The sequence below is a fragment of the Jeotgalibacillus malaysiensis genome (assembly GCF_044789845.1).
GTDB classification, from domain to species: domain Bacteria; phylum Bacillota; class Bacilli; order Bacillales; family Jeotgalibacillaceae; genus Jeotgalibacillus; species Jeotgalibacillus malaysiensis_A.
The window spans coordinates 1,578,196-1,599,886 of sequence record NZ_CP085252.1; the positions used below are offsets into that span (position 1 = coordinate 1,578,196).

Genomic DNA, 21,691 nt, shown 5'->3' on the forward strand with positions numbered 1-21,691 from the left:
GATTAAGGGGTGTCGGGGATGTCAATAAAGTTAATAAACATCGGATTTGGGAATATTGTGTCTGCTAACCGCATTATCACAATCATCAGTCCTGAATCTGCACCTGTAAAAAGGCTGGTACAGGATGCGCGCGAAAGAGGAACGCTGATCGATGCAACATACGGACGCAGAACCAGAGCGGTCATGATCATGGATAGTGATCACGTGATACTTGTTGCGGTGCAGCCGGAAACTGTGGCATCCCGATTTACAGATAAAGATGATAGTCAGGAAGAAGGGTAAAAATGATAGAAAAAGGCGTACTGATTGTTCTTTCCGGACCATCAGGAGTAGGTAAAGGTACAGTTAGAAAAGAGTTATTTTCAGCAGAAAATACAGCATATGAATATTCTGTTTCGATGACCACACGACTTCCACGTGAAGGGGAAGTTAATGGGAAAGACTATTTCTTTAAAACAAGAGAAGAGTTTGAAGCGTTAATCGAACGTGACAAACTCCTTGAGTACGCAGAATATGTCGGTAATTATTACGGTACACCGGTTGATTATGTGAGAGAAACACTTGATAATGGTAAGGATGTATTTCTTGAAATAGAAGTAGAAGGTGCCAAACAGGTAAGAGAGAAGTTCCCTGAAGGACTTTTTATTTTCCTTGCACCCCCTAGTCTATCAGAGCTTGAAACGCGACTGGTTACACGCGGAACTGAAAGCGATGATGTGATCAGAACCCGTGTGGAAGCTGCAAGAAGAGAATTATCCATGATGAACCTGTATGATTACGTTGTTGAAAATGACCACGTTGCACATGCATGTGAGCGGATCAATGCGATCGTCATGGCAGAACATCTTAAAAGAGAGCGGGTAGAAGCCCGCTATAAAAAAATGCTGGAGGTAGAATAATATGTTATATCCATCATCTGATTCGTTAAGAAAGAATATCGATTCAAAATATTCACTTGTGAGTGTGGCTGCAAAGCGTGCCCGCAATATGCAGGAGAAAGGTGATAAAGGTTCACTTGAGTCTTATCACTCAGTAAAATTCGTCGGTCAGGCACTTGAAGAAATCGCAGCAGGGCAGCTTGTCATGAAGAAGCCTCAGGAAGGCATCCTTTACGAAGACGAAAAATAATAGGAACAGAAAAAAACAGCCGCTGCCGGTTGTTTTTTCTTTTTTAACAGATTCATGCCTGTTGAGTGAAAAATGTTGTTTTTTCGTTCATAATGGAAGTATCTATTTAATGGGGAGATGGCTGCATTGGTGAATAAAAATATACTCCTTTGTGTATCAGGGGGAATCGCAGTATATAAAGCTGTCGCACTGACGAGTAAATTAAGTCAGGCGGGCTTCAATGTGAAAGTAATCATGACAGAAAGCGCGATGGAATTTGTTACACCACTTACATTCCAGGCGATGTCGAGAAACGACGTGTACTACGATACATTTGATGAAAAGGATTCATCTAAAATTGCACATATTGATCTTGCAGACTGGGCAGATCTGGTCGTCATCGCACCGGCAACAGCAAACGTACTCGGTAAACTTGCAAATGGGATTGCAGATGACATGATCACAACAACATTACTTGCAACCACTGCACCAGTATGGGCAGCGCCTGCAATGAATGTTCATATGTACAGTCATCCTGCAGTATTAAAAAATATCGATACGCTCCATGAACGTGGTGTGCGTTTCATTGAACCTTCTGAAGGGTTTTTGGCATGTGGATATGTCGGAAAGGGCCGCCTTGAGGAGCCTGAAAAAATTACTGAAATCATTGCGCGACATTTTAATAAAAAACAGTCTCAGCCGCTGAAAGGTAAAAAGCTGTTAATTACAGCTGGACCGACAAGAGAAAAAATTGATCCTGTCCGCTTTTTTACAAATCATTCAAGCGGGAAGATGGGCTATGCAATCGCGAAAGTGGCTGCTGAAGCAGGAGCGGAAGTGACCCTTGTCTCAGGACCGGTTTCAATTGCCCCGCCATCAGGTGTGACAATCATTAACGTGGAAACAGCTGAAGAAATGTTTGACCAGGTAATCAGACATTTTGATCAGGCTGATATTGTGATCAAAAGTGCAGCAGTTGCAGACTATCGCCCTGCTGAGATCAGTGATCAGAAGATGAAAAAGAAAGACGGCACGCTGACAGTGGAATTTGAACGAACAAAAGACATATTAAAAACTTTAGGTGAGCAGAAAAAGCACCAGATTCTGATCGGCTTTGCAGCTGAAACAGAGCTGCTTGAAACGTATGCGAAGCGAAAGCTTGAAACGAAAAATGCAGATATCATTGTCGGGAATAACATTCTCACTGCAGGTGCAGGGTTCGGTACAGATACAAATGCAGTGACATTTTTCAGAAAAGACGGCTCAGTTACTGAACTGCCACTGCAGACAAAAAATCAGGTGGCAGAAGCGCTGTTGAATGAAATTGAAGAGTTGATGAAGGAAAGATCAGTATGATCGCTTCAGTCATTGTGGATGTGCCTGCAAAACAAATCGACAGGACATTTGATTATACAGTTCCTGATCATTTGCAGGCAGTCGTTCAAAGAGGAATCAGAGTCATAGTGCCTTTTGGACCAAGAAAAATTCAGGGGTTTATTTTGGCAATTAAAGATGAATCACCGGTTAAAAAACTGAAACCGATTGAAGAGGTCGTAGATATAGAGCCTGTCCTGAATGAAGAATTAATGTCTTTATCTGAGTGGTTGACTGACCAGACGCTCTGCTACAGAATCTCAGCATTGCAGGTCATGCTTCCCGCTGCAATGAAGGCAAAGTACACTAAATTTTTTCATTTGCTTAAAAGTGATATTCCGGATCATATCAGCAGTCTGTTTGAAAAAGAATCACCACTGTCCTGGAAAACAGCTGATGAGCACCACGCGCTGAAAGATCTGCAGGAGCTGATCAAGCAGCGAAAGGTCGAAATGAAATACGTGGTGAAGCAATCTGGCAATGTCAAGAAAAAAAGGTTTGTTGAATTGAACGGGCAGTATAAAAAGGATGACATTCCTACAAACGCCATAAAGCAGAAAATGATTATGGAACACCTTGAACAGAATGAAGGTAAAATGTCTGTTGCTGAACTCAAAGTGGCTGCTAATACGACAAGTGCAGTGATCAAAACGATGATCGACAAGGGATACTTAAAAGAAACTTTCAGCGAGCAATACAGAGATCCTTTTGCTGAGAGAACATTTGAAAAAACAGAACACTTTACGCTGACAGACGATCAAAAAACAGCCATTACACCAATCCTTGAAAAAGTAAATCAGTATGAGCATCAGACCTTTCTTTTACACGGTGTTACAGGGAGCGGAAAAACGGAGATTTATCTTCAGACAATTGATCAGGTCCTCAAGCAAAATAGGCAGGCGATCATGCTTGTACCGGAGATCTCGCTTACACCGCAAATGGTCCAGCGCTTTAAAGGCCGCTTTGGTGATCAGGTGGCTGTGATGCACAGTGGATTATCTGCAGGGGAAAAATATGATGAGTGGAGAAGAATTCACAGGGGGGAAGTGAACGTCGTTGTAGGCGCGCGTTCAGCTATTTTTGCCCCGTTTAAAACACTCGGTGTGATCATTATAGATGAGGAGCATGAGACGAGTTATAAGCAGGAGGATTCTCCAAGGTATCACGCCAGAGATGTTGCCATTGAAAGAAGTAAAAGACACGGCTGTCCGGTTATCCTGGGGAGTGCAACGCCGTCACTTGAAAGCTTTGCACGGGCAAAGAAAGGTAACTATCAGCTGCTTGAGCTTGAGTACAGAATGAATCAGCAGGATTTGCCTGAAGTGAAAGTGATCGATATGCGTGAAGAACTACGTGATGGGAACAGATCCATGTTTTCACGAGATTTATTAGCAGAGATTGAAAAGCGTATTGAGAGAAAAGAACAAATCGTTCTCTTTTTGAACAGAAGAGGTTACTCATCTTTTATCATGTGCAGAGATTGTGGAACTGTGATGCAATGCCCGCATTGTGAAGTTTCGCTAACATACCACAGATCTAAAGAGAGTATGAAATGTCATTATTGCGGTCATGAAGAATATGTGCCTAATACATGCCCTGAATGCGAAAGTGAGCATATCAGATATTTCGGAACCGGTACGCAAAAAGTAGAGGAAGAGCTGTTCAAACTGATGCCTCAAGTCAGAACGATCCGAATGGATGTGGATACGACATCTAAAAAAGGTTCGCATGAAAGACTGTTGAATGCGTTTGGTCGGGGAGAAGCAGATATTTTACTTGGAACACAGATGATTGCAAAAGGTCTTGATTTCCCGAATATCACGCTTGTCGGTGTACTCAGTGCTGATACCATGCTTCATCTGCCTGACTTCAGAGCCTCAGAAAAAACGTTTCAGCTTTTAACACAGGTAAGCGGCAGAGCCGGTAGACATGAAAAACCCGGTGAAGTGATTATTCAGACTTATACACCTGAGCACTTTTCGATTGAACTTGCAAAAAGCCAGAATTATGAATGGTTTTATCAAAAAGAAATGATGATGCGTAAAACTGCTCAGTACCCGCCTTTTTACTATATTTCACTGATCACACTCAGTCATGAAAATGTCAATAAAGCGGCCGGGGTATGCAATGAAATTGCTAATATACTAAAAGCCAGACTGTCTGAGAAGTCCATTATCCTCGGTCCGGTTGCATCACCAATTGCAAGGATACAGGATAAATACAGATATCAGTGTATCATTAAGTATAAGTATGAGCCTGACCTTAAGAAACTGCTCAAAAAAATACTCGATCAGTACAGCGATACAGGTAAAGACGCTGTATCCATTAATATTGACGTTCAACCATATATTATGATGTAAAATGGAGGATAACATGAAGAAACTTGAAATTTTGACTCATCCCGATGAAAGACTCGAACAAACATGCGCTGAAGTAAAAACATTCGACAAGCAATTACACGATACATTAGACGAGCTTTTTGATCTGATGATGGATCAGGACGGTATTGGAATCGCTGCACCGCAGGCAGGGATACTCAAAAGAGTTGCGATTGTCTATCTCGACGATGAAACAGGTGTCATTGAGATGATCAATCCTGAAATCAAATATATATCCGGTGAAGACACAGATGTGGAAGGATGTCTGAGCTTTCCCGGAATTTTTGGTGAAGTCACAAGAACGGATCAGATTGTTTTATCAGCACAGGACCGTAACGGAAAGACTTTTGTCATGGAAGCTGACGGGTATCTTTCAAGAGCGATACAGCATGAAGCTGACCATTTAGACGGGGTGTTGTTCACTTCAAAAGTATCCCGCTATGTAACAGAAGAAGAACTTAAAGCAATGGAGGAGGAAGCAGAATGACTTCAGTAATTTTTATGGGTACACCGGACTTTTCAGTTCCCGTCCTGCAAAGAGTCATTGCTGACGGTTATGAAGTAAAAGCGGTTGTTACTCAGCCGGACAGACCCGTTGGCAGAAAAAAAGTGCTGACACCTCCTCCTGTTAAAAGAGAAGCATTAAATCATAATCTGAGAGTCATTCAGCCGGAAAAACTTTCAGGATCTCCTGAGCTTGAAGAAATCATTGCCCTTGAAGCTGATTTAATTATTACTGCGGCTTTTGGACAGCTGCTTCCAAAGAAATTGCTTGATGCACCGAAGCTTGGCTGTATCAATGTACATGCATCACTGCTTCCGGAACTGCGGGGTGGTGCACCGATTCACCATGCCATTATCAGAGGCTATGACAAGTCAGGCATTACCATTATGTATATGGCTGAAAAACTTGATGCAGGTGATATTATCAGTCAGCGGGAAGTAGCGATCACAGATGAAGATCATGTAGGTACACTGCACGATAAATTAAGTGAAGCTGGAGCAGACCTGCTTTCAGAGACGCTACCCCTGTTAATTGACGGTAAAGCAAAGCGCACTGAACAGGATCACAAAAAGGCTACTTATGCATGGAATATAAAAAGAGAAGAAGAAAAAATCCACTGGAACCGTCCCGGCAGAGAAGTATTCAACCAGATCAGAGGACTCTATCCGTGGCCAACAGCTTATACGATTTTCAGAGATAAGCCGCTAAAAATCCAGCAGGTTAAGCTTACAGAAGGCAGCGGAACGCCAGGAGAAGTTATTCAGGTTTCTGATGAAGGGATCGTATTTGCAACGGCTGATGATGACGCTGTGCTTGTAACTGAGCTCCAGCCTTCCGGTAAAAAGAAAATGTCTGCATCTGATTTTCTGAGAGGATCTGCTATACAGATTGGAGAGAAGGCGCAATATGAGTAAATTTTCATTAAGGGAAGCTGCACTTCATATTCTGGATCAGATTGATAAGAATCAGTCATACAGTAACCTTCTCCTGAATCACGCCATTAAAAAATTTGATATCAGTAAAAAAGATACAGGACTGCTGACTGAGATCACGTATGGCACAATCCAGCGTAAAATGACGCTGGATTATTACCTTGAACCTTTTTTGAAAAAAAAGGTCGAAGGCTGGGTGCGGAATCTATTAAGGCTCAGCCTTTATCAGATGCTGTATCTCGACCGCGTACCTGAGCGTGCGGCAATCCATGAAGCGGTAGAAATTGCTAAGAAAAAAGGTCATAAAGGTATCTCGGGTATGGTGAACGGCGTACTGCGTTCAATCCAGCGTGAAGGTGTCAGATCAACTGAAGACATAAAGGACCCAATTCAGAAAATCTCAATTGAAACAAGTCACCCGGAGTGGCTGGTGAAAAGATGGGCAGCGCACTTTGGACTTGAGAAAACAAAGGCAATGTGCGAAAGAAATCTGATTGCACCTGTTCAGACAGCAAGAGTAAATACAAGCAGAATCAGCCGTGAAGAAGCGCTGAAACTGCTTGAAGAAGAGGGGGTAGAAGCATCCGAAAGCCCGATTGTACCATCAGGTATACGTGTCAAAAAAGGCAATATTGCACATACTTCAGCATATAAAGAAGGTTTTATTACTGTTCAGGATGAAAGCTCCATGCTTGTGGCATATGCGCTGGCCCCTGTACCTGGTGAAACAATTCTCGATATGTGTGCGGCACCGGGAGGAAAAACCACACATATTGCCGAATGTTTAAACAATGAAGGTGAAGTCTATGCGCTTGATCTTCATGAACACAAAATTAAACTGATTAAAGAAAATGCAGATCGTCTGAAGCTGAAGAACATTAAAGGCGAAGCACTTGATGGACGAAAGCTGAAAGAACGCTTCCCTGAAACGTCATTTGACAGAATCCTTGTTGACGCCCCTTGCAGCGGCTTTGGTGTACTGCGAAGAAAGCCTGATATCAAATATGCAAAAAGAGAGCAGGACCTTGAGTCGCTTTCAAGAATTCAACAGGAGCTGCTGGACTCAGCTGTTCAAAACCTTAAAAGAGATGGCGTGCTTGTATACAGTACATGCACTGTGGATAAGGAAGAAAATGAAGGAACTGTGAAACAATTTTTAGCGGACCATGCTGAAATGACATTGGTTGCTCCTGATCACCTTCCTGAGAAGATTGCAGTTCTGGCAGAAAATAACCTGCTGCAGATTTTTCCGCAGGATTTTGATGGAGATGGATTCTTTATTGCAGTTTTCAAGAAAAACGCGTAATTCAGATTATGAACGAGGTGGATAGATGGAAGCCGTTTTTAAAAGCGATCGTGGGAAAATACGAAAGCTGAATGAAGATGCTGGTGGCATTTTTAGAAACCATTATGCCGTTCTGGCTGTTGTAGCAGATGGCATGGGGGGCCACCGTGCAGGCGATGTAGCAAGTGAAATGACAGTAAAGCTTGTTGAAAAGAAATGGCAGGAACTAAACAATGAACTTAGAGCCGGAGCTGCTGAAGATTGGCTACGGCAAACAGTTGAAGAAGTGAATGCTGAGCTTTACCAGTATGCTGAACGAAATCCTGAGTGCACTGGGATGGGAACGACACTTGTAGCGGCAATATGCACACATGACTTCATTTCAATTGCACATATTGGTGACAGCAGAGGATACTTAATTGATCAGTCACGCGTGATTCAGATGACTGAAGATGATTCTTTTGTAAATGCACTTGTTCAGTCAGGCGAAATCTCAAAAGAAGATGCAGAGCAGCATCCGAAAAAGAACCTTCTGTTAAAAGCTCTGGGTACAAAGGGTAAGGCAGACCCATCGATTAAAACGATTATTCCGGAGCATGGGACACTCCTCCTTTTATGCTCAGACGGTCTTTCCAATAAAGTATCAGAAGATGAGATTGCTGCAGCTGCAGCGCAAAAACTGCCACTTGATGAAATGGCCGAAAGCCTGATCCGGCTAGCAAATCATCATGGTGGTGAAGATAATATTACCCTTGCAGCCGTGAAGGTTTTATTGCCTGATGAGGGTGGTGAAGCCTTATGATCGGTAAAAGGTTAAGCGGCCGGTACAAGGTTCTGAAATCAATCGGAAGCGGTGGTATGGCGAACGTTTATCTTGCGAGGGATATGATCCTTGATAGAGACGTTGCTGTAAAGGTGCTCCGTATGGATTATGTCAGCGAAGCCAATATGCTGAAGCGGTTTCAGCGGGAAGCTCAATCTGCAACCAGTTTGACACATCCGAACATTGTCAGCATGTATGATGTCGGAGATGAAGGTGACTATTATTTTCTGGTGATGGAATTCGTAGAAGGTATGACATTAAAGCAGTACATTCAGGAGCACTCACCACTGGATCTGGGTGATGCAATCAATATTATGCTTCAGCTGACATCAGCGATCGCCCATGCGCATCATAATGGAATCATTCACAGAGATATTAAGCCGCAAAACATTCTGATTGATCAGGAAGGCAATATTAAAATAACAGACTTTGGAATTGCGATGGCATTAAGTGCGACTGCCATTACGCAGACTAATTCTGTGATGGGGACCGTTCATTACCTTTCGCCCGAGCAGGCAAGAGGAGGAACCGCCTCAAAGAAATCGGATATTTATTCTCTTGGAATCGTCATGTATGAACTGATCACAGGCACGCTCCCATATGAAGGTGAATCACCAATTTCGATCGCTTTAAAGCATCTACAGAGTGATTTACCAAGACCGTCAGAAGTCGTTAAAGATCTGCCGCAGAGTCTTGAAAATGTTATTTTAAAAGCTGCTGCAAAGGATCCTCATTACCGTTACGCAAGTGCCGATGAGATGACAGAAGATTTGAAAACAGTGTTAAACCCTGAGCGCGCTTCAGAACCATTGTTTGCCCCTGCTCCTGATCTTGAGGCAACAAAAGCAATTCCAATCATCAGGGACCGGATGAATGTCGTTCAGGCAGAAGATACAAAAGTGCATGAGCCTGAAAAGAAAGAAGAGAAGCCGGTCAAGAAGAAGAAAAAGAAGTGGCCATGGATCCTCGCGCTCGTATTGGTACTGCTTTTAAGCGGGGGCGTTATGGCTGCGATGGGCATGTTTGGGCCTACCCAGATTCAGGTCCCGGATGTAGTTGGAGAGAACATAGAAGATGCTGAAGAGATCATTACAGAAGCAGGGCTGACTGTTGGAGATATTGTCTATGAACCGAATGAACAGGTTGATGAGGATATTGTACTTAGAAGTTCACCGAAAGCGACCAGATCAATTGATGAGGGTGAACCTGTCAATCTTGTGGTCAGCAGTGGAAAAGAAACGATTGAAGTGGATGGGTATGTCGGAAGAAACTTTAATAACACAGAAGAATTGATCCGTGAAGCCGGTTTCAGTGACATTGACATTACTGAACAGTTTGATGATTCAGCGGAAGGAACCATACTTGAACAGGACCCTCGTGAAGGCGAAGAAGTTGTGCCGGGCGATACAGTTATGGGACTTGTTATCAGCCAGGGACCAGAACAGTCTGAAGTACCTGACCTGACAGGCTACACTGCTGAAGAAATTGCTGCTTATGAACAGGAAACAGGGATCACCGTATCCATTACAAGAGAAGAATACTCAAATGATTACGCTGCAGGTGCCGTTATTTCACAAAACCCTGAAGCAGGCACAATGGTGGAAGTAGGTGGAAATATTAATGTCGTAACTTCCCTTGGTGCACCGCCTGTGCCGGTTAATAACGTAGTCATTCCTGTAACGATTGAATACCTTCAGGAGGAAGAACAGCCTGAAGAAGGAGAAGATCCTCCTGAATTGCCGGAGCAGGTGATTACGATCTATATTGATGATAAGAATAATTCGATGGATGAGCCGGTTGAAGAATTTACGATTACAGAAGATACAGAACGAAATATCAGGCTGACCATTGAAGAGGGTAGCAGCGGTTCATACAGAATCGAAAGAGATGGGGAAGTTTATCTCGAAGATACAATTTCTTATCAGGAAAATGAATAGAGGAGCGTGTGTATGCCCGAAGGAAAAATCATGAAAGCCCTGAGTGGTTTTTATTATGTAAAAGATCAGGATGAAGTTATCCAGTGCAGAGGACGCGGTATATTCCGTAAGAATAAAATTACACCTCTGGTAGGGGATTACGTAGAGTACCAGGCTGAAAACGCCAAGGAAGGGTATATTCTTGATATCCAATCCAGAAAAAATGAGCTGGTGCGTCCTCCGATTGCAAATGTCGATCAGGCTGTACTTGTCTTTTCAGCGGTTGAGCCGGATTTCAGTACATCTTTACTGGACAGGTTTCTCGTGCTCGTTGAAAGTCACCATATCAGACCTGTCATCTGTATCTCAAAAATTGATCTTTTGAATGAAGAGCAGGAGCAAACCATTCAGCATTATACTGATGATTACAGAAAGATCGGCTATGAGGTTATTTTGACTTCAGCCAAATGGGAAGAAAGCATGGCCCTTTTAAAGCCGGTTTTAGACGACACGGTCACTGTATTTGCCGGTCAGTCAGGTGTTGGTAAATCTTCGATACTAAATGCACTCAGACCTGACCTTGAACTGAAAACTGATGCAATATCAAGCTCTCTTGGCAGAGGGAAGCACACAACCCGTCACGTTGAGCTGATTGAAATCGGAGAAGGTTTTGTAGCCGATACACCGGGTTTCAGTGCACTGGAATTCACAGAGCTCGAACTCGAAGAACTGTCAGACTGTTTTCCTGAAATGGCAGCAGCTTCAGAGCAATGTAAGTTCAGGGGATGTCTCCATATGAATGAACCTAAATGTGCGGTCAAATCAGCAGTTGAAACCGGTGATATAAAACGCTATCGATATGAGCATTATCAGCAGTTTTATGAAGAAATCAAATCCAGAAAGCCGAGGTATTAAATCTATGGTTAAAATTGCACCATCTATTTTATCAGCAGACTTTTCGAAGCTTGGCGATGAAGTACGTGAAGTTGAAAAAGGAGGCGCTGATTATATTCACATTGATGTAATGGATGGCATGTTCGTACCTAACATTACAATGGGGGCGTTGGTTGTAGAAGCAATTCGTCCTGTCACGTCTCTTACACTCGACGTCCATTTAATGATCGAACAGCCGGAGCGGTACGTAGAATCATTTGCAAAAGCAGGTGCTGATATTATTTCCGTTCATGTCGAGGCTACAAAACACCTTCATAGAACAATTCAGTTAATCAAAGCATCAGGTGTTAAAGCAGGTATCGTACTTAATCCCCATACGCCTGTTGAAGCAGTCAGGCATTGCCTGAGTGAAGCTGATCTTGTTCTTGTGATGACAGTCAACCCGGGATTTGGCGGGCAGACTTTCATTAAAGAAACAGTCACGAAAATCAAAGAGCTTAATGATCTGAGAACAAATGAACGCTACAGCTTTGAAATAGAAGTTGATGGCGGAGTGACAGATGAAACGATCGCTCTTTGTACGAATGCCGGAGCGGATGTAGCAGTTGCAGGTTCATTTGTTTATGGCAAACAGGATCGTGAAGCTGCGATTGAATCATTAAAAAAGGCAGCGAATTAGTCATAGAGACGTACAGGGAGGCGCGGAATTCCCTGTACGTTTATTATTTATCTTTTGGTTTATTATATTTTTATTATGTCAACTAAAGAGGTGATACAATGATTCATTTAGTGGGTGGAGGTCCAATTGATGAGGAATGGTTTAATCAGCTTGATAAGAGTGGTCAATGGGTTGGAGTAGATCGCGGCGCTGCTTTCTTACTTCACAAGGGAATGGATGTTTCACATGCTTTTGGTGATTTTGATTCTGTTTCAGCAGCTGAATTAGATCTGATTAAAAAGCAGATCGGTCACTTACATAAAGAACCTCCTGAAAAAGATATGACGGACATGGAAATGGCGTTAAACTGGGCACTGCAACAGAATCAGCCAATAAGAATGATCGGTGTTACCGGCGGAAGGCAGGATCATTTTTTTGGAAATATACAGCTGCTTTTATCAGAATCAGCTTTAAACCACAGCTTCTCAATTGCGATTGAAGATGGAAATAACCTGATCACATGTCACTTGCCAGGCAGTTTTTCTGTACCGGTAAATGAAAAATATCCTTACCTTTCGTTTATCCCTTTCACAAAACATGTAAAGGGGCTGACGCTTTCAGGGGTTAAATATCCTCTTATGGAGCACCTTATTACATATGGAATGACACTAACTCTCAGCAATGAAATTATTGATGACTTTGCTTCTATTTCATTTGAAGACGGCATATTAATGATGATAAGAAGCAGAGATTAGCAGGGAGGGAGTCATATGCGCTTCTATTCAATCAAACTGCCGAGAATGCTCGGGGGCATGGTAAGAGGTGTCTTAAGCCTTTTTAGAAGAAGAACAGCATAGTATATAGATCAAAAAGACCTTAAGATCAAAATTGATCTTAAGGTCTTTTTACTTTAATCATTTATTACACGCGTTCTACTTTGCCTGATTTCAGAGCACGAGCAGAAACCCAAACACGCTTTGGCTTACCATCAACAAGAATACGAACTTTTTGAAGGTTAGCGCCCCATGTACGCTTGTTAGCGTTCATTGCGTGGGAACGAGCGTTACCAGAACGTGTTTTACGACCTGTTACAACACATTGTTTTGCCATTCTATTCCCCTCCTAACAAATGAAGCTGAAAACATCGTTTCAATCTTTCACTTAGTCAATCACACTTTATCTAATTTATCACAAGGGTTTATATTATGCAATAAAAATAATTAGTTCTATCAAGTTTTTTTGCTTTACACTGCCATGATTGCGATAAATACTGTTTATCTTTCATTCGCAGCTGTAGTATAGTAAAATATCTGTAGCCAAAACAGTATTCAAAGGGGGAGCACTACATGTCGATTGAGTTAACTACCAAATATGGTCAGATCGATATTTCAAATGACGTCATTGCAATGGTTGCCGGTGGAGCAGCGATCGAATGTTACGGGATCGTCGGGATGGCATCTAAGCATCAGGTCCGCGATGGGCTCACCGATATTTTAAGACGTGAAAATTTTACCCGCGGCGTCATTGTACGTCAGGATGGCGATAAAGTAACGATAGATATGTATATAATCGTGGGATATGGTACGAAAATTTCAGAAGTAGCTCACAACGTTCAGTCATCAGTAAAATATACACTTGATAAAACTGTTGGGCTTTCAGTAGAAGCAGTCAATATTTTTGTTCAGGGAGTCAGGGTGACGAACCTGTGATAGGAGGAAAGTTTTGTGATTAGAAAAGAGATAGACGGCAATGTGTTTGCCGGAATGGTACTTCAGGGGGCAGCGTGCCTCTCAAATAATGCAGATACAGTAGATGCACTAAACGTGTTTCCTGTGCCGGATGGAGATACGGGCACGAATATGAACCTGTCAATGACTTCAGGTTCAAAGGAAGTAAAAAACAATACAGTTGATCATGTCGGAAAAGTTTCAACCGCATTATCCAAGGGTCTGCTGATGGGGGCCCGCGGGAACTCGGGTGTGATTCTATCCCAGCTTTTCAGAGGGTTTGGAAAGTCTATTGAGACAAAAGCAGTTTTAACTGCAAAAGATTTTGCAGAAGCACTTGATGCAGGAGTTACTTCAGCTTATAAAGCTGTTATGAAACCTGTTGAAGGTACAATTTTAACGGTGGCAAAGGATGCTGCTAAAAAAGCAGTTGAAGCAGCTGAGACAGAAGAAGACATCACAAAGCTGATGGAGTTAACGCTTAAAGAAGCAAAGGCTTCGCTTAAAAGAACGCCGGATCTGCTACCTGTCTTAAAAGAGGTTGGCGTTGTTGACAGCGGCGGTCAGGGACTTGTTCATGTATACGAAGGTTTCCTTGCAGAACTCAAAGGTGAGAAGATTTCAGATTCTCCTGTAGCTCCTTCAATGGACGAGCTTGTAAATGCAGAGCACCATGTGGGTGTTCAGGGCTTCATGAATACAGAAGATATCGAATTCGGATACTGTACGGAATTTATGGTGAAGTTTGAGGAGAAGAAATTAGCCGATCATCCTTACGATGAAATGAAGTTCCGTGAAGATTTAAGTGAACTTGGTGACTCACTGCTTGTAATCTCTGATGATGAGGTCGCTAAGGTACATATACACACTGAGGAGCCTGGGAAAGCACTTTCGCAGGGACAGTTGTATGGCAGCCTGATCAAGATGAAAATTGAAAACATGCGTGAACAGCACACTGAAATCGTAGGAAAAGACCATCGTGCTGCTGAAAAGCAAGCCAGGCCAGCAGAAAAGCAGCCTTTTGCAATCATTACAGTAGCAATGGGTGAAGGAGTGTCAGAGCTCTTCAGAAGTATCGGTGCAACAGGTGTGATCGAAGGCGGGCAGACAATGAACCCGAGTACAGAAGACATCGTAAAAGCGATTGAAGAATCACATGCTGAACGCGTGATTATCCTGCCCAACAACAAAAATATCATTATGGCTGCTGAGCAGGCAGCTGAGGTTGTTGAAATGGAAGCGGTAGTTATACCGACGAAAACCGTACCTCAGGGCATGGCGTCCATTTTAGCTTTCAATCCTTCAGCAGACCTTACTGAAAACGCTGAAACAATGACTGAAGCGCTGCAGCACGTTAAAACTGGTCAGGTAACATTCGCTGTTCGTGATACATCTATTGACGGAATTGCAATCAAAAAAGATGACCATATGGGAATCGCTGAGAGCAAAATCGTTACTTCCGGCAGCAGCCGATTTGAAACAGTTAAAAAACTTCTTGAGCACATGATTGATGATGAGTCTGAAATCGTAACTGTACTTTATGGAGAAGATCCACCTGAAGAGGAAGTTTCAGAAATTGAAGCATTGATCGAAGAGAACTATCCTGACGTAGAGGTAGAAATTCACAACGGTAAACAGCCGCTGTATTCATATATTTTGTCAGTCGAATAAGAACATTGAAAAATATGGTGAAACAAGAGAAAATAGAGGGGCGCGGCCCTTCTATTTTTTTGAAGTGCCAAAATAGTCTGTATGAAAGAGGGAACTTCAATGAAATACAAAAGTGTATTTGATATTATCGGTCCGGTTATGATTGGACCTTCATCTTCTCATACTGCGGGAGCAGCAAGAATCGGGAAAATGGCAAGAGAGCTCTTTGGCAGGGAGCCTGAATGGGCAAACGTTTCATTTTACGGATCTTTTGCTAAAACATATAAAGGTCACGGTACAGATGTAGCGATCATCGGAGGCATTATGGATTTTGAAACAGATGATGAGCGCATTATTGAAGCAAAAAAAATAGCAAGAGAAAAAGGTATGCGTATTAAAATCCGTGAAGAAGAAGCGCTGACAGACCATCCGAATACAGCGAGAATTAAGCTTGGTGACCAAGATGGCGAGATAGAACTTGTAGGCATTTCAATCGGGGGCGGAAAGATTGAGATCATCGAATTAAACGGATTTGAACTTAGTCTGACAGGCCACCACCCGGCAATCCTGGTCGTTCACGAAGACAAATTTGGTGCCGTAGCAGCAGTTTCTACTGTCTTAGCCAAGCATAAAATGAACATAGGAAAGATGGATGTATCAAGACAGGAAGTCGGTAAAATGGCTTTAATGACGATCGAAGTGGATCAGCATATAGAAGATGCATTACTTGATGAATTAAAAGCACTGCCTGAAGTGTCACAAGTCACAAAAATAACTGATTAATAAAGTGATAGCGCTTACAAAATAGGAGGGTTAACATGTTTAGAAATGTTGCAGAGCTGGTTGAACTGGCTGAAACACATAACAAAAAAATCTCAGATATTATGATTGAACAGGAAATGGAAGTACGCAACAAGACACGTGAAGAAGTGTTCGATACAATGGATCGAAACCTGACTGTCATGGAAGAGGCTGTGGAACGCGGACTGAAAGGGGTCAAATCACACTCTGGTTTAACCGGCGGTGATGCGGTACTGATTCAGAATTATATCGCATCCGGTAAATCTCTTTCAGGAGAACTGCTGCTTGATGCTGTCAGTAAAGCGGTTGCGACAAATGAAGTAAATGCGGCGATGGGTACGATCTGTGCGACACCGACTGCCGGTTCTGCCGGTGTAGTTCCGGGAACACTTTTTGCAGTGCAGAATAAATTGAATCCAACACGTGAAGAAAAGCTCAGATTTCTTTTCACTTCAGGTGCGTTCGGGTTTGTCGTTGCGAACAATGCTTCGATTTCCGGTGCAGCAGGCGGCTGTCAGGCAGAAGTAGGGTCTGCAGCGGGTATGGCTGCAGCAGCGATTACTGAAATGGCTGGCGGAACCCCGGCACAAAGTGCTGAGGCAATGGCGATTACGCTTAAAAATATGCTGGGGCTTGTATGTGATCCTGTTGCAGGACTTGTTGAAGTGCCATGCGTAAAAAGAAATGCGATGGGCGCTGCAAACGCAATGGTAGCAGCTGATATGGCGCTTGCAGGCGTTACAAGCAGAATTCCGTGCGATGAAGTGATTGATGCAATGTATAAAATCGGCCAGACAATGCCGGTAGCCTTACGTGAAACAGCTCAGGGCGGATTGGCAGCAACACCTACCGGCCGGGAGCTGGAGGCGAAAATTTTTGGATTCTCTCTTGATAAAAAATCCTGATCATCCATTGTTAAAACCCGTTTCTGTCCTTCAGGGAGTCGGGGAAGAAACAGCTTTACAGCTTGGGGATATGGGTATTCATACAGTCTCAGATCTGATTAATTATTTGCCGTACAGATACGATGATTTCAGATTAAAAGACTTATCAGAAGCCGCTCACGAGGAGCGTGTAACCGTTGAAGGCAGTGTTCACAGTGAACCTGCCCTTCAATTTTATGGGCGTAAAAAATCCCGGCTGACGTTCAGGCTTTTAACAGGTCCCCATAGTGTAAAGGTGACTTTTTTTAATCAGCCTTATCTGAAAAAGAAAATCAATCTGCATGACAAAGTAACGATTACTGGTAAATGGGATAGACAGCGCCAGCTGATTACAGCTCAGACCTATAAGCTCGGAGAAGGGACCGGGGAGGAATTGTTCGCCCCTGTTTATCCTTTAAAAGGCAGCGTGACAAACAAAACACTGCGAAAGTTTATTAAACAGGCGCTTGAATTATACAGTAACGATCTTACAGAAACGCTGCCACAGGCGTTAATGGTGAAGTACAAATTGGTTGATCGCAAAGAAGCACTTCAGGCGATGCACTTTCCATCATCACCTGAAAGTATGAAACAGGCCAGAAGAAGGTTCGTCTATGAAGAATTCTTTTATTTCCAGCTTAAAATGCAGGGCTTAAGAAAAATTGAAAGAGAACAGTCAGAAGGCGTCCATTTTAAATATGATCCTGAAAAACTGAGGGAATTCACAGATCAGCTCCCTTTCCCATTAACGAACGCTCAAAAGAGAGTGCTGAAGGAAATTTTTGCAGATTTGTCGACACCATTCAGAATGAATCGCCTTCTGCAGGGAGATGTCGGGTCCGGAAAAACTGTGGTTGCTGCAATAGCGTTATATGCTGTTATAACAGCAGGTTATCAGGGTGCGCTAATGGTACCTACAGAAATTCTTGCTGAACAGCATGCTGAGTCACTTTCAGTATTATTTGCGCATACTGACGTGAATGTAGCTTTGCTGACAAGTTCAGTTAAAGGGAAAAGAAGAAAGCTTTTACTGGAGCAGCTGAAGCAGGGGGAGATTGATCTGCTCGTAGGAACACATGCGCTGATTCAGAATGAAGTTGATTTTCAAAATCTTGGACTTGTCATTACAGATGAGCAGCACCGCTTCGGCGTACAGCAAAGACGGGTACTGCGAGAAAAAGGTGAAAGTCCTGACGTGTTGTTTATGACAGCAACCCCCATTCCGAGAACGCTGGCCATTACAGTGTTCGGTGAGATGGACGTCTCGATCATTGATGAAATGCCGGCCGGAAGGAAGCCGATTGAAACGTACTGGGTCAAAGATAACATGATGAACCGGATCTTAAGCTTTATCGAAAAAGAGCTTGATCAGGGCAGGCAGGCTTATGTGATCTGTCCGCTGATTGAGGAATCTGACAAGCTTGATGTTCAAAATGCAATCGATGTACACGCGCAGCTTACCCAATATTACGCTGGCAGGTATGAAGCCGGGTTGATGCACGGCAGGCTTCATCCTGAAGAAAAAGAAGCAATTATGAAACAATTTGCTGAAAATAAAACGCATATCCTTGTTTCTACTACCGTTGTGGAAGTAGGGGTAAACGTGCCGAACGCTTCAGTCATGCTGATCTATGATGCTGAGCGTTTTGGCCTATCACAATTGCATCAGCTCAGAGGTCGAGTAGGACGGGGCAGTGATCAGTCGTACTGTATCCTCATGGCTGACCCTAAAAATGAAGTCGGCAAAGAGCGCATGAAAATCATGACAGAAACAAACGACGGTTTTGTGCTCAGTGAAAAAGATCTTGAACTCAGAGGTCCAGGGGATTTCTTCGGCCGAAAACAAAGCGGGATGCCTGAGTTCAGGGTAGCTGATATGGTACATGATTACAGAGCGCTCGAAACAGCAAGAGACGATGCCCACCAGCTCATCGAAAGCGATGCATTCTGGCACAACAGAGAATACGAATCTTTAAGAATCTACCTCCAGACAGAAGGTGTTATCAGCGGTGGGAAACTGGATTGACTTAAAGCGTTCTGAAAACGGCCGTCTGAAACGGTTAAAGAACCCCAGGCTGATCAGCCCGGGGTTCTTTTTAATGATTTTCCCACTCAAAAATCCCGTCTCTCCAATATCCTTTGCAAAAAGGACTATTTATTTATATACTACTATTAGTACCAAGTGTTAGTATCGGACGGTGAGGAAATGAAAAGGACGAAAAAAGAACGTCAGTCAGAGTTGACGGACAAAATTGATGAGAATCCATTTGTAACTGATGATGAGCTTGCCAGATTTTTTGATGTCAGCGTTCAGACAATCCGGCTTGACCGGATGGAGCTATCCATACCGGAGCTGAGAGAGCGTATTAAGCATGTAGCTGAACAGACATTTGAGGATGAAGTAAGATCTCTTCCGATCGATGAAGTGATTGGGGAAATTATAGATGTGGAGCTTGATGACCACGCTATTTCTATTCTGGATGTTCAAAAAGAGCATGTCTTCCAGCGGAACAATATCGCCAGAGGCCACCACTTATTTGCCCAGGCGAACTCGCTGGCTGTTGCCCTGATCAATGACGATCTTGCGCTGACTGCTAAAGCGACCATTGAGTTTACAAAACCTGTACGATCAGGAGAACGTGTTGTGTCAAAAGCAAGAGCTGTTAAAAACGATGGGCGCAGAACGATCGTAGAAGTAAAATCCTCAGTAGGAAAAGAAGTTGTATTTAAAGGTGAATTTGAGATGTACCGTTCATCTGCTGAAAAGGAGGAAGATTAAATTGATTATTGCGGTAGATGCAATGGGTGGCGATCATGCACCTGGAGAAATTGTAAAAGGTGCAGTAAAAGCTGCTGCTGAAAACCCTTCTCTGACAATTAAACTTTACGGAGATGAAAAACAGATACAGCCATTACTTAATCAGGAAAAAAATATTGAAGTGATACATACCGACGAGGTCATTCTTTCGACTGATGAACCTGTCAGAGCAGTCAGAAGAAAGAAGAACGCTTCGATGGTGCTCATGGCGCAGGCAGTAAAGGATCAGGAGGCTGATGCATGCGTGTCTGCAGGGAACACAGGTGCTCTGATGGCAGCGGGTCTTTTTGTAGTGGGGCGTATAAAGGGAATTGACAGACCTGCACTTTCTCCGACCCTTCCGACGATCGACGGACAGGGCTTTGTTATGCTTGACCTTGGTGCGAACGCAGATGCGAAGCCTGAACATATTCTTCAGTACGCGCTGATGGGCAGTATATACGCCGAGCAGGTGAGAGGGATCAAAAATCCGACAGTAGGACTGCTGAATATCGGTACAGAAGAAGGGAAAGGAAATGACTTGACAAAGCAGGCATACACGTTACTGGAACAATCAGGCCTGAACTTTGTCGGCAACGTTGAATCGCGTGATTTACTGAACGGTGTCAGTGATGTTGTTGTAACGGATGGCTTTACTGGAAATATGGTTTTAAAAACGATTGAAGGAACAGCACAGGCACTTTTTGGCATGCTAAAAGAAACGTTCACTTCTTCAGTCAAAACAAAACTTGCAGCGGGTCTTGTGAAAAGTGATTTGAGAGCGCTTAAGGATAAGCTTGATTACACTGAATACGGCGGTGCAGGGCTATTCGGTCTGAATGCGCCTGTTATTAAGGCGCACGGGTCATCAAATGAGACTGCAGTATACAATGCGATCAAACAGGCACATACAATGGCTGAAAATGATGTCAGTGGTAAGATATCGGCTTCACTAAATCAATAAAGAGAGGTTTTTTAGATGGCTAAAATAGCGGTTTTATTTCCAGGGCAGGGTGCTCAGTCAGTTGGAATGGGACAGGAAATTGCACAAAATTACGACTCGGCAAAAGAAATTTTTACTGAAGCCTCAAATATACTTGGGGAAGATTTCGTCACGCTGATGCAGGAAGGACCGCAGGAAGAGCTGACAAAAACAACAAATGCGCAGCCTGCACTTCTTACTGCAAGTATTGCGATTTTAAGTGTGTTAAAAGAAAAAGGTATTCATATGGATTACGTTGCAGGTCACAGCCTGGGTGAATATTCAGCCCTCGTAGCAGCAGAATCACTATCTTTTACAGATGCACTGAAGACTGTAAGAAAACGTGGGGAACTGATGGAAGAGGCAGTGCCTAATGGTGAAGGTGCGATGGCGGCTGTCCTTGGACTGGACCGCGACGTACTTAAGAGTGTCACTGATGAAATAACTGAAGCCGGTCACTCAGTCCAGCTTGCTAACCTGAACTGTCCCGGTCAGATTGTCATTTCAGGTACAGCGAAGGGGGTTGAAGAAGCTTCAGCACTTGCAAAAGAGCGCGGTGCAAAAAGATGTCTTCCGCTAAACGTAAGTGGTCCTTTCCACTCATCACTGATGAAACCTGCCGCAGATAAATTTCAAAGTGAACTGCAAAACATTTCAATCTCAGACGCTTCAATACCGGTTATCGCAAATGTAACGGCTGATGCGGTATTTGAAGCAGGGAAGATCGAAAAGCTGCTGGTGACGCAGCTATACTCTCCGGTTTTGTGGGAGGATACAGTTGAAAAGCTGATTGACCTTGGTGTTGATACATTCATTGAAGCTGGTCCAGGAAAAGTATTGTCCGGTCTTGTAAAGAAAATTAATCGCAGAGCTGCAGTGTATCCGGTATATGATCAGGAAACACTTGAAAAAGCAATGCTTGAGCTTGGAGGAAAATAA

At 43.2% G+C, this 21,691-nt stretch carries 23 protein-coding genes; 22 read left to right on the forward strand and 1 reads right to left on the reverse strand.

From position 1 onward, the window contains the following. The first annotated feature begins 18 nt into the window (after window positions 1-18). The 14 genes from remA (at window position 19) to spoVM (ending at window position 12,729) form a co-directional block, all read left to right on the forward strand. Window positions 19-282, forward strand: coding sequence for an extracellular matrix/biofilm regulator RemA (gene remA, locus LG330_RS08550; RefSeq protein WP_039808784.1), 264 nt, complete (start codon window positions 19-21; stop codon window positions 280-282). 2 nt (window positions 283-284) lie between these two features. Continuing rightward, window positions 285-899, forward strand: a complete 615-nt coding sequence (gene gmk, locus LG330_RS08555; protein WP_404409071.1) for a guanylate kinase — start codon at window positions 285-287, stop codon at window positions 897-899. A gap of 1 nt (window position 900) precedes the next feature. Further along, window positions 901-1,128, forward strand: a complete 228-nt coding sequence (gene rpoZ, locus LG330_RS08560; protein ID WP_204728645.1) for a DNA-directed RNA polymerase subunit omega — start codon at window positions 901-903, stop codon at window positions 1,126-1,128. A gap of 126 nt (window positions 1,129-1,254) precedes the next feature. Continuing rightward, complete coding sequence (gene coaBC, locus LG330_RS08565) at window positions 1,255-2,463, forward strand: bifunctional phosphopantothenoylcysteine decarboxylase/phosphopantothenate--cysteine ligase CoaBC (protein WP_404409073.1); 1,209 nt, start codon at window positions 1,255-1,257, stop codon at window positions 2,461-2,463. Beyond that, entirely contained in the window at window positions 2,460-4,841 is a 2,382-nt protein-coding gene (priA, locus tag LG330_RS08570; RefSeq protein WP_404409075.1) for a primosomal protein N', read from the forward strand. Before coaBC ends, priA begins: the two co-directional genes overlap by 4 nt. A gap of 13 nt (window positions 4,842-4,854) precedes the next feature. Beyond that, window positions 4,855-5,346: a peptide deformylase gene (def, locus tag LG330_RS08575; protein ID WP_404409077.1), complete on the forward strand. Its 492-nt coding sequence runs from the start codon at window positions 4,855-4,857 to the stop codon at window positions 5,344-5,346. Then, window positions 5,343-6,278 (forward strand): methionyl-tRNA formyltransferase, encoded by a 936-nt coding sequence (gene fmt, locus LG330_RS08580; RefSeq protein ID WP_404409079.1) that lies wholly within the window; start codon window positions 5,343-5,345, stop codon window positions 6,276-6,278. The genes def and fmt overlap by 4 nt, the downstream gene beginning before the upstream one ends. Beyond that, entirely contained in the window at window positions 6,271-7,602 is a 1,332-nt protein-coding gene (gene rsmB, locus LG330_RS08585; RefSeq protein ID WP_404409081.1) for a 16S rRNA (cytosine(967)-C(5))-methyltransferase RsmB, read from the forward strand. The genes fmt and rsmB overlap by 8 nt, the downstream gene beginning before the upstream one ends. Window positions 7,603-7,627: 25 nt before the next feature. Next, entirely contained in the window at window positions 7,628-8,383 is a 756-nt protein-coding gene (locus tag LG330_RS08590; protein ID WP_404409083.1) for a Stp1/IreP family PP2C-type Ser/Thr phosphatase, read from the forward strand. Next, on the forward strand, window positions 8,380-10,341 hold the full coding sequence (gene pknB, locus LG330_RS08595; protein WP_404409085.1) for a Stk1 family PASTA domain-containing Ser/Thr kinase: 1,962 nt from the start codon (window positions 8,380-8,382) through the stop codon (window positions 10,339-10,341). The genes LG330_RS08590 and pknB overlap by 4 nt, the downstream gene beginning before the upstream one ends. Before the next feature lie 12 nt (window positions 10,342-10,353). After that, entirely contained in the window at window positions 10,354-11,235 is an 882-nt protein-coding gene (gene rsgA / locus LG330_RS08600) for a ribosome small subunit-dependent GTPase A (RefSeq protein WP_404409087.1), read from the forward strand. Window positions 11,236-11,239: 4 nt separating this feature from the next. Continuing rightward, window positions 11,240-11,893, forward strand: a complete 654-nt coding sequence (gene rpe, locus LG330_RS08605; RefSeq protein ID WP_404409089.1) for a ribulose-phosphate 3-epimerase — start codon at window positions 11,240-11,242, stop codon at window positions 11,891-11,893. Window positions 11,894-11,991: 98 nt separating this feature from the next. Then, window positions 11,992-12,627, forward strand: a complete 636-nt coding sequence (locus LG330_RS08610) for a thiamine diphosphokinase (RefSeq protein ID WP_404409091.1) — start codon at window positions 11,992-11,994, stop codon at window positions 12,625-12,627. 15 nt (window positions 12,628-12,642) lie between these two features. Further along, window positions 12,643-12,729, forward strand: coding sequence for a stage V sporulation protein SpoVM (gene spoVM / locus LG330_RS08615; RefSeq protein WP_039808808.1), 87 nt, complete (start codon window positions 12,643-12,645; stop codon window positions 12,727-12,729). Window positions 12,730-12,793: 64 nt separating this feature from the next. Here spoVM and rpmB read toward each other — a convergent pair whose 3' ends face one another. Then, window positions 12,794-12,982: a 50S ribosomal protein L28 gene (gene rpmB, locus LG330_RS08620; protein WP_039808810.1), complete on the reverse strand. Its 189-nt coding sequence runs from the start codon at window positions 12,980-12,982 to the stop codon at window positions 12,794-12,796. Between the two features lie 236 nt (window positions 12,983-13,218). Between rpmB and LG330_RS08625 the strand changes: the two genes are divergently transcribed. From LG330_RS08625 to fabD, 8 genes are all read left to right on the forward strand, one after another. Further along, a complete protein-coding gene (locus LG330_RS08625; protein WP_404409093.1) occupies window positions 13,219-13,581 on the forward strand; it encodes an Asp23/Gls24 family envelope stress response protein in 363 nt (120 codons plus the stop codon). A 54-nt stretch (window positions 13,582-13,635) separates the two neighbouring features. After that, complete coding sequence (locus LG330_RS08630) at window positions 13,636-15,270, forward strand: DAK2 domain-containing protein (RefSeq protein WP_404409545.1); 1,635 nt, start codon at window positions 13,636-13,638, stop codon at window positions 15,268-15,270. A 99-nt stretch (window positions 15,271-15,369) separates the two neighbouring features. Then, window positions 15,370-16,032, forward strand: a complete 663-nt coding sequence (sdaAB, locus tag LG330_RS08635; RefSeq protein ID WP_404409095.1) for an L-serine ammonia-lyase, iron-sulfur-dependent subunit beta — start codon at window positions 15,370-15,372, stop codon at window positions 16,030-16,032. A 35-nt stretch (window positions 16,033-16,067) separates the two neighbouring features. After that, entirely contained in the window at window positions 16,068-16,955 is an 888-nt protein-coding gene (gene sdaAA / locus LG330_RS08640; protein ID WP_404409097.1) for an L-serine ammonia-lyase, iron-sulfur-dependent, subunit alpha, read from the forward strand. Beyond that, window positions 16,927-18,999: an ATP-dependent DNA helicase RecG gene (gene recG / locus LG330_RS08645; RefSeq protein ID WP_404409099.1), complete on the forward strand. Its 2,073-nt coding sequence runs from the start codon at window positions 16,927-16,929 to the stop codon at window positions 18,997-18,999. Before sdaAA ends, recG begins: the two co-directional genes overlap by 29 nt. A gap of 180 nt (window positions 19,000-19,179) precedes the next feature. Next, entirely contained in the window at window positions 19,180-19,752 is a 573-nt protein-coding gene (gene fapR, locus LG330_RS08650; RefSeq protein ID WP_404409101.1) for a transcription factor FapR, read from the forward strand. Between the two features lies 1 nt (window position 19,753). After that, a complete protein-coding gene (gene plsX / locus LG330_RS08655) occupies window positions 19,754-20,734 on the forward strand; it encodes a phosphate acyltransferase PlsX (protein WP_404409103.1) in 981 nt (326 codons plus the stop codon). A gap of 15 nt (window positions 20,735-20,749) precedes the next feature. Next, the gene (gene fabD, locus LG330_RS08660) at window positions 20,750-21,691 is read left to right on the forward strand and encodes an ACP S-malonyltransferase (protein WP_404409105.1); all 942 of its coding nucleotides are present in this window, start codon (window positions 20,750-20,752) and stop codon (window positions 21,689-21,691) included.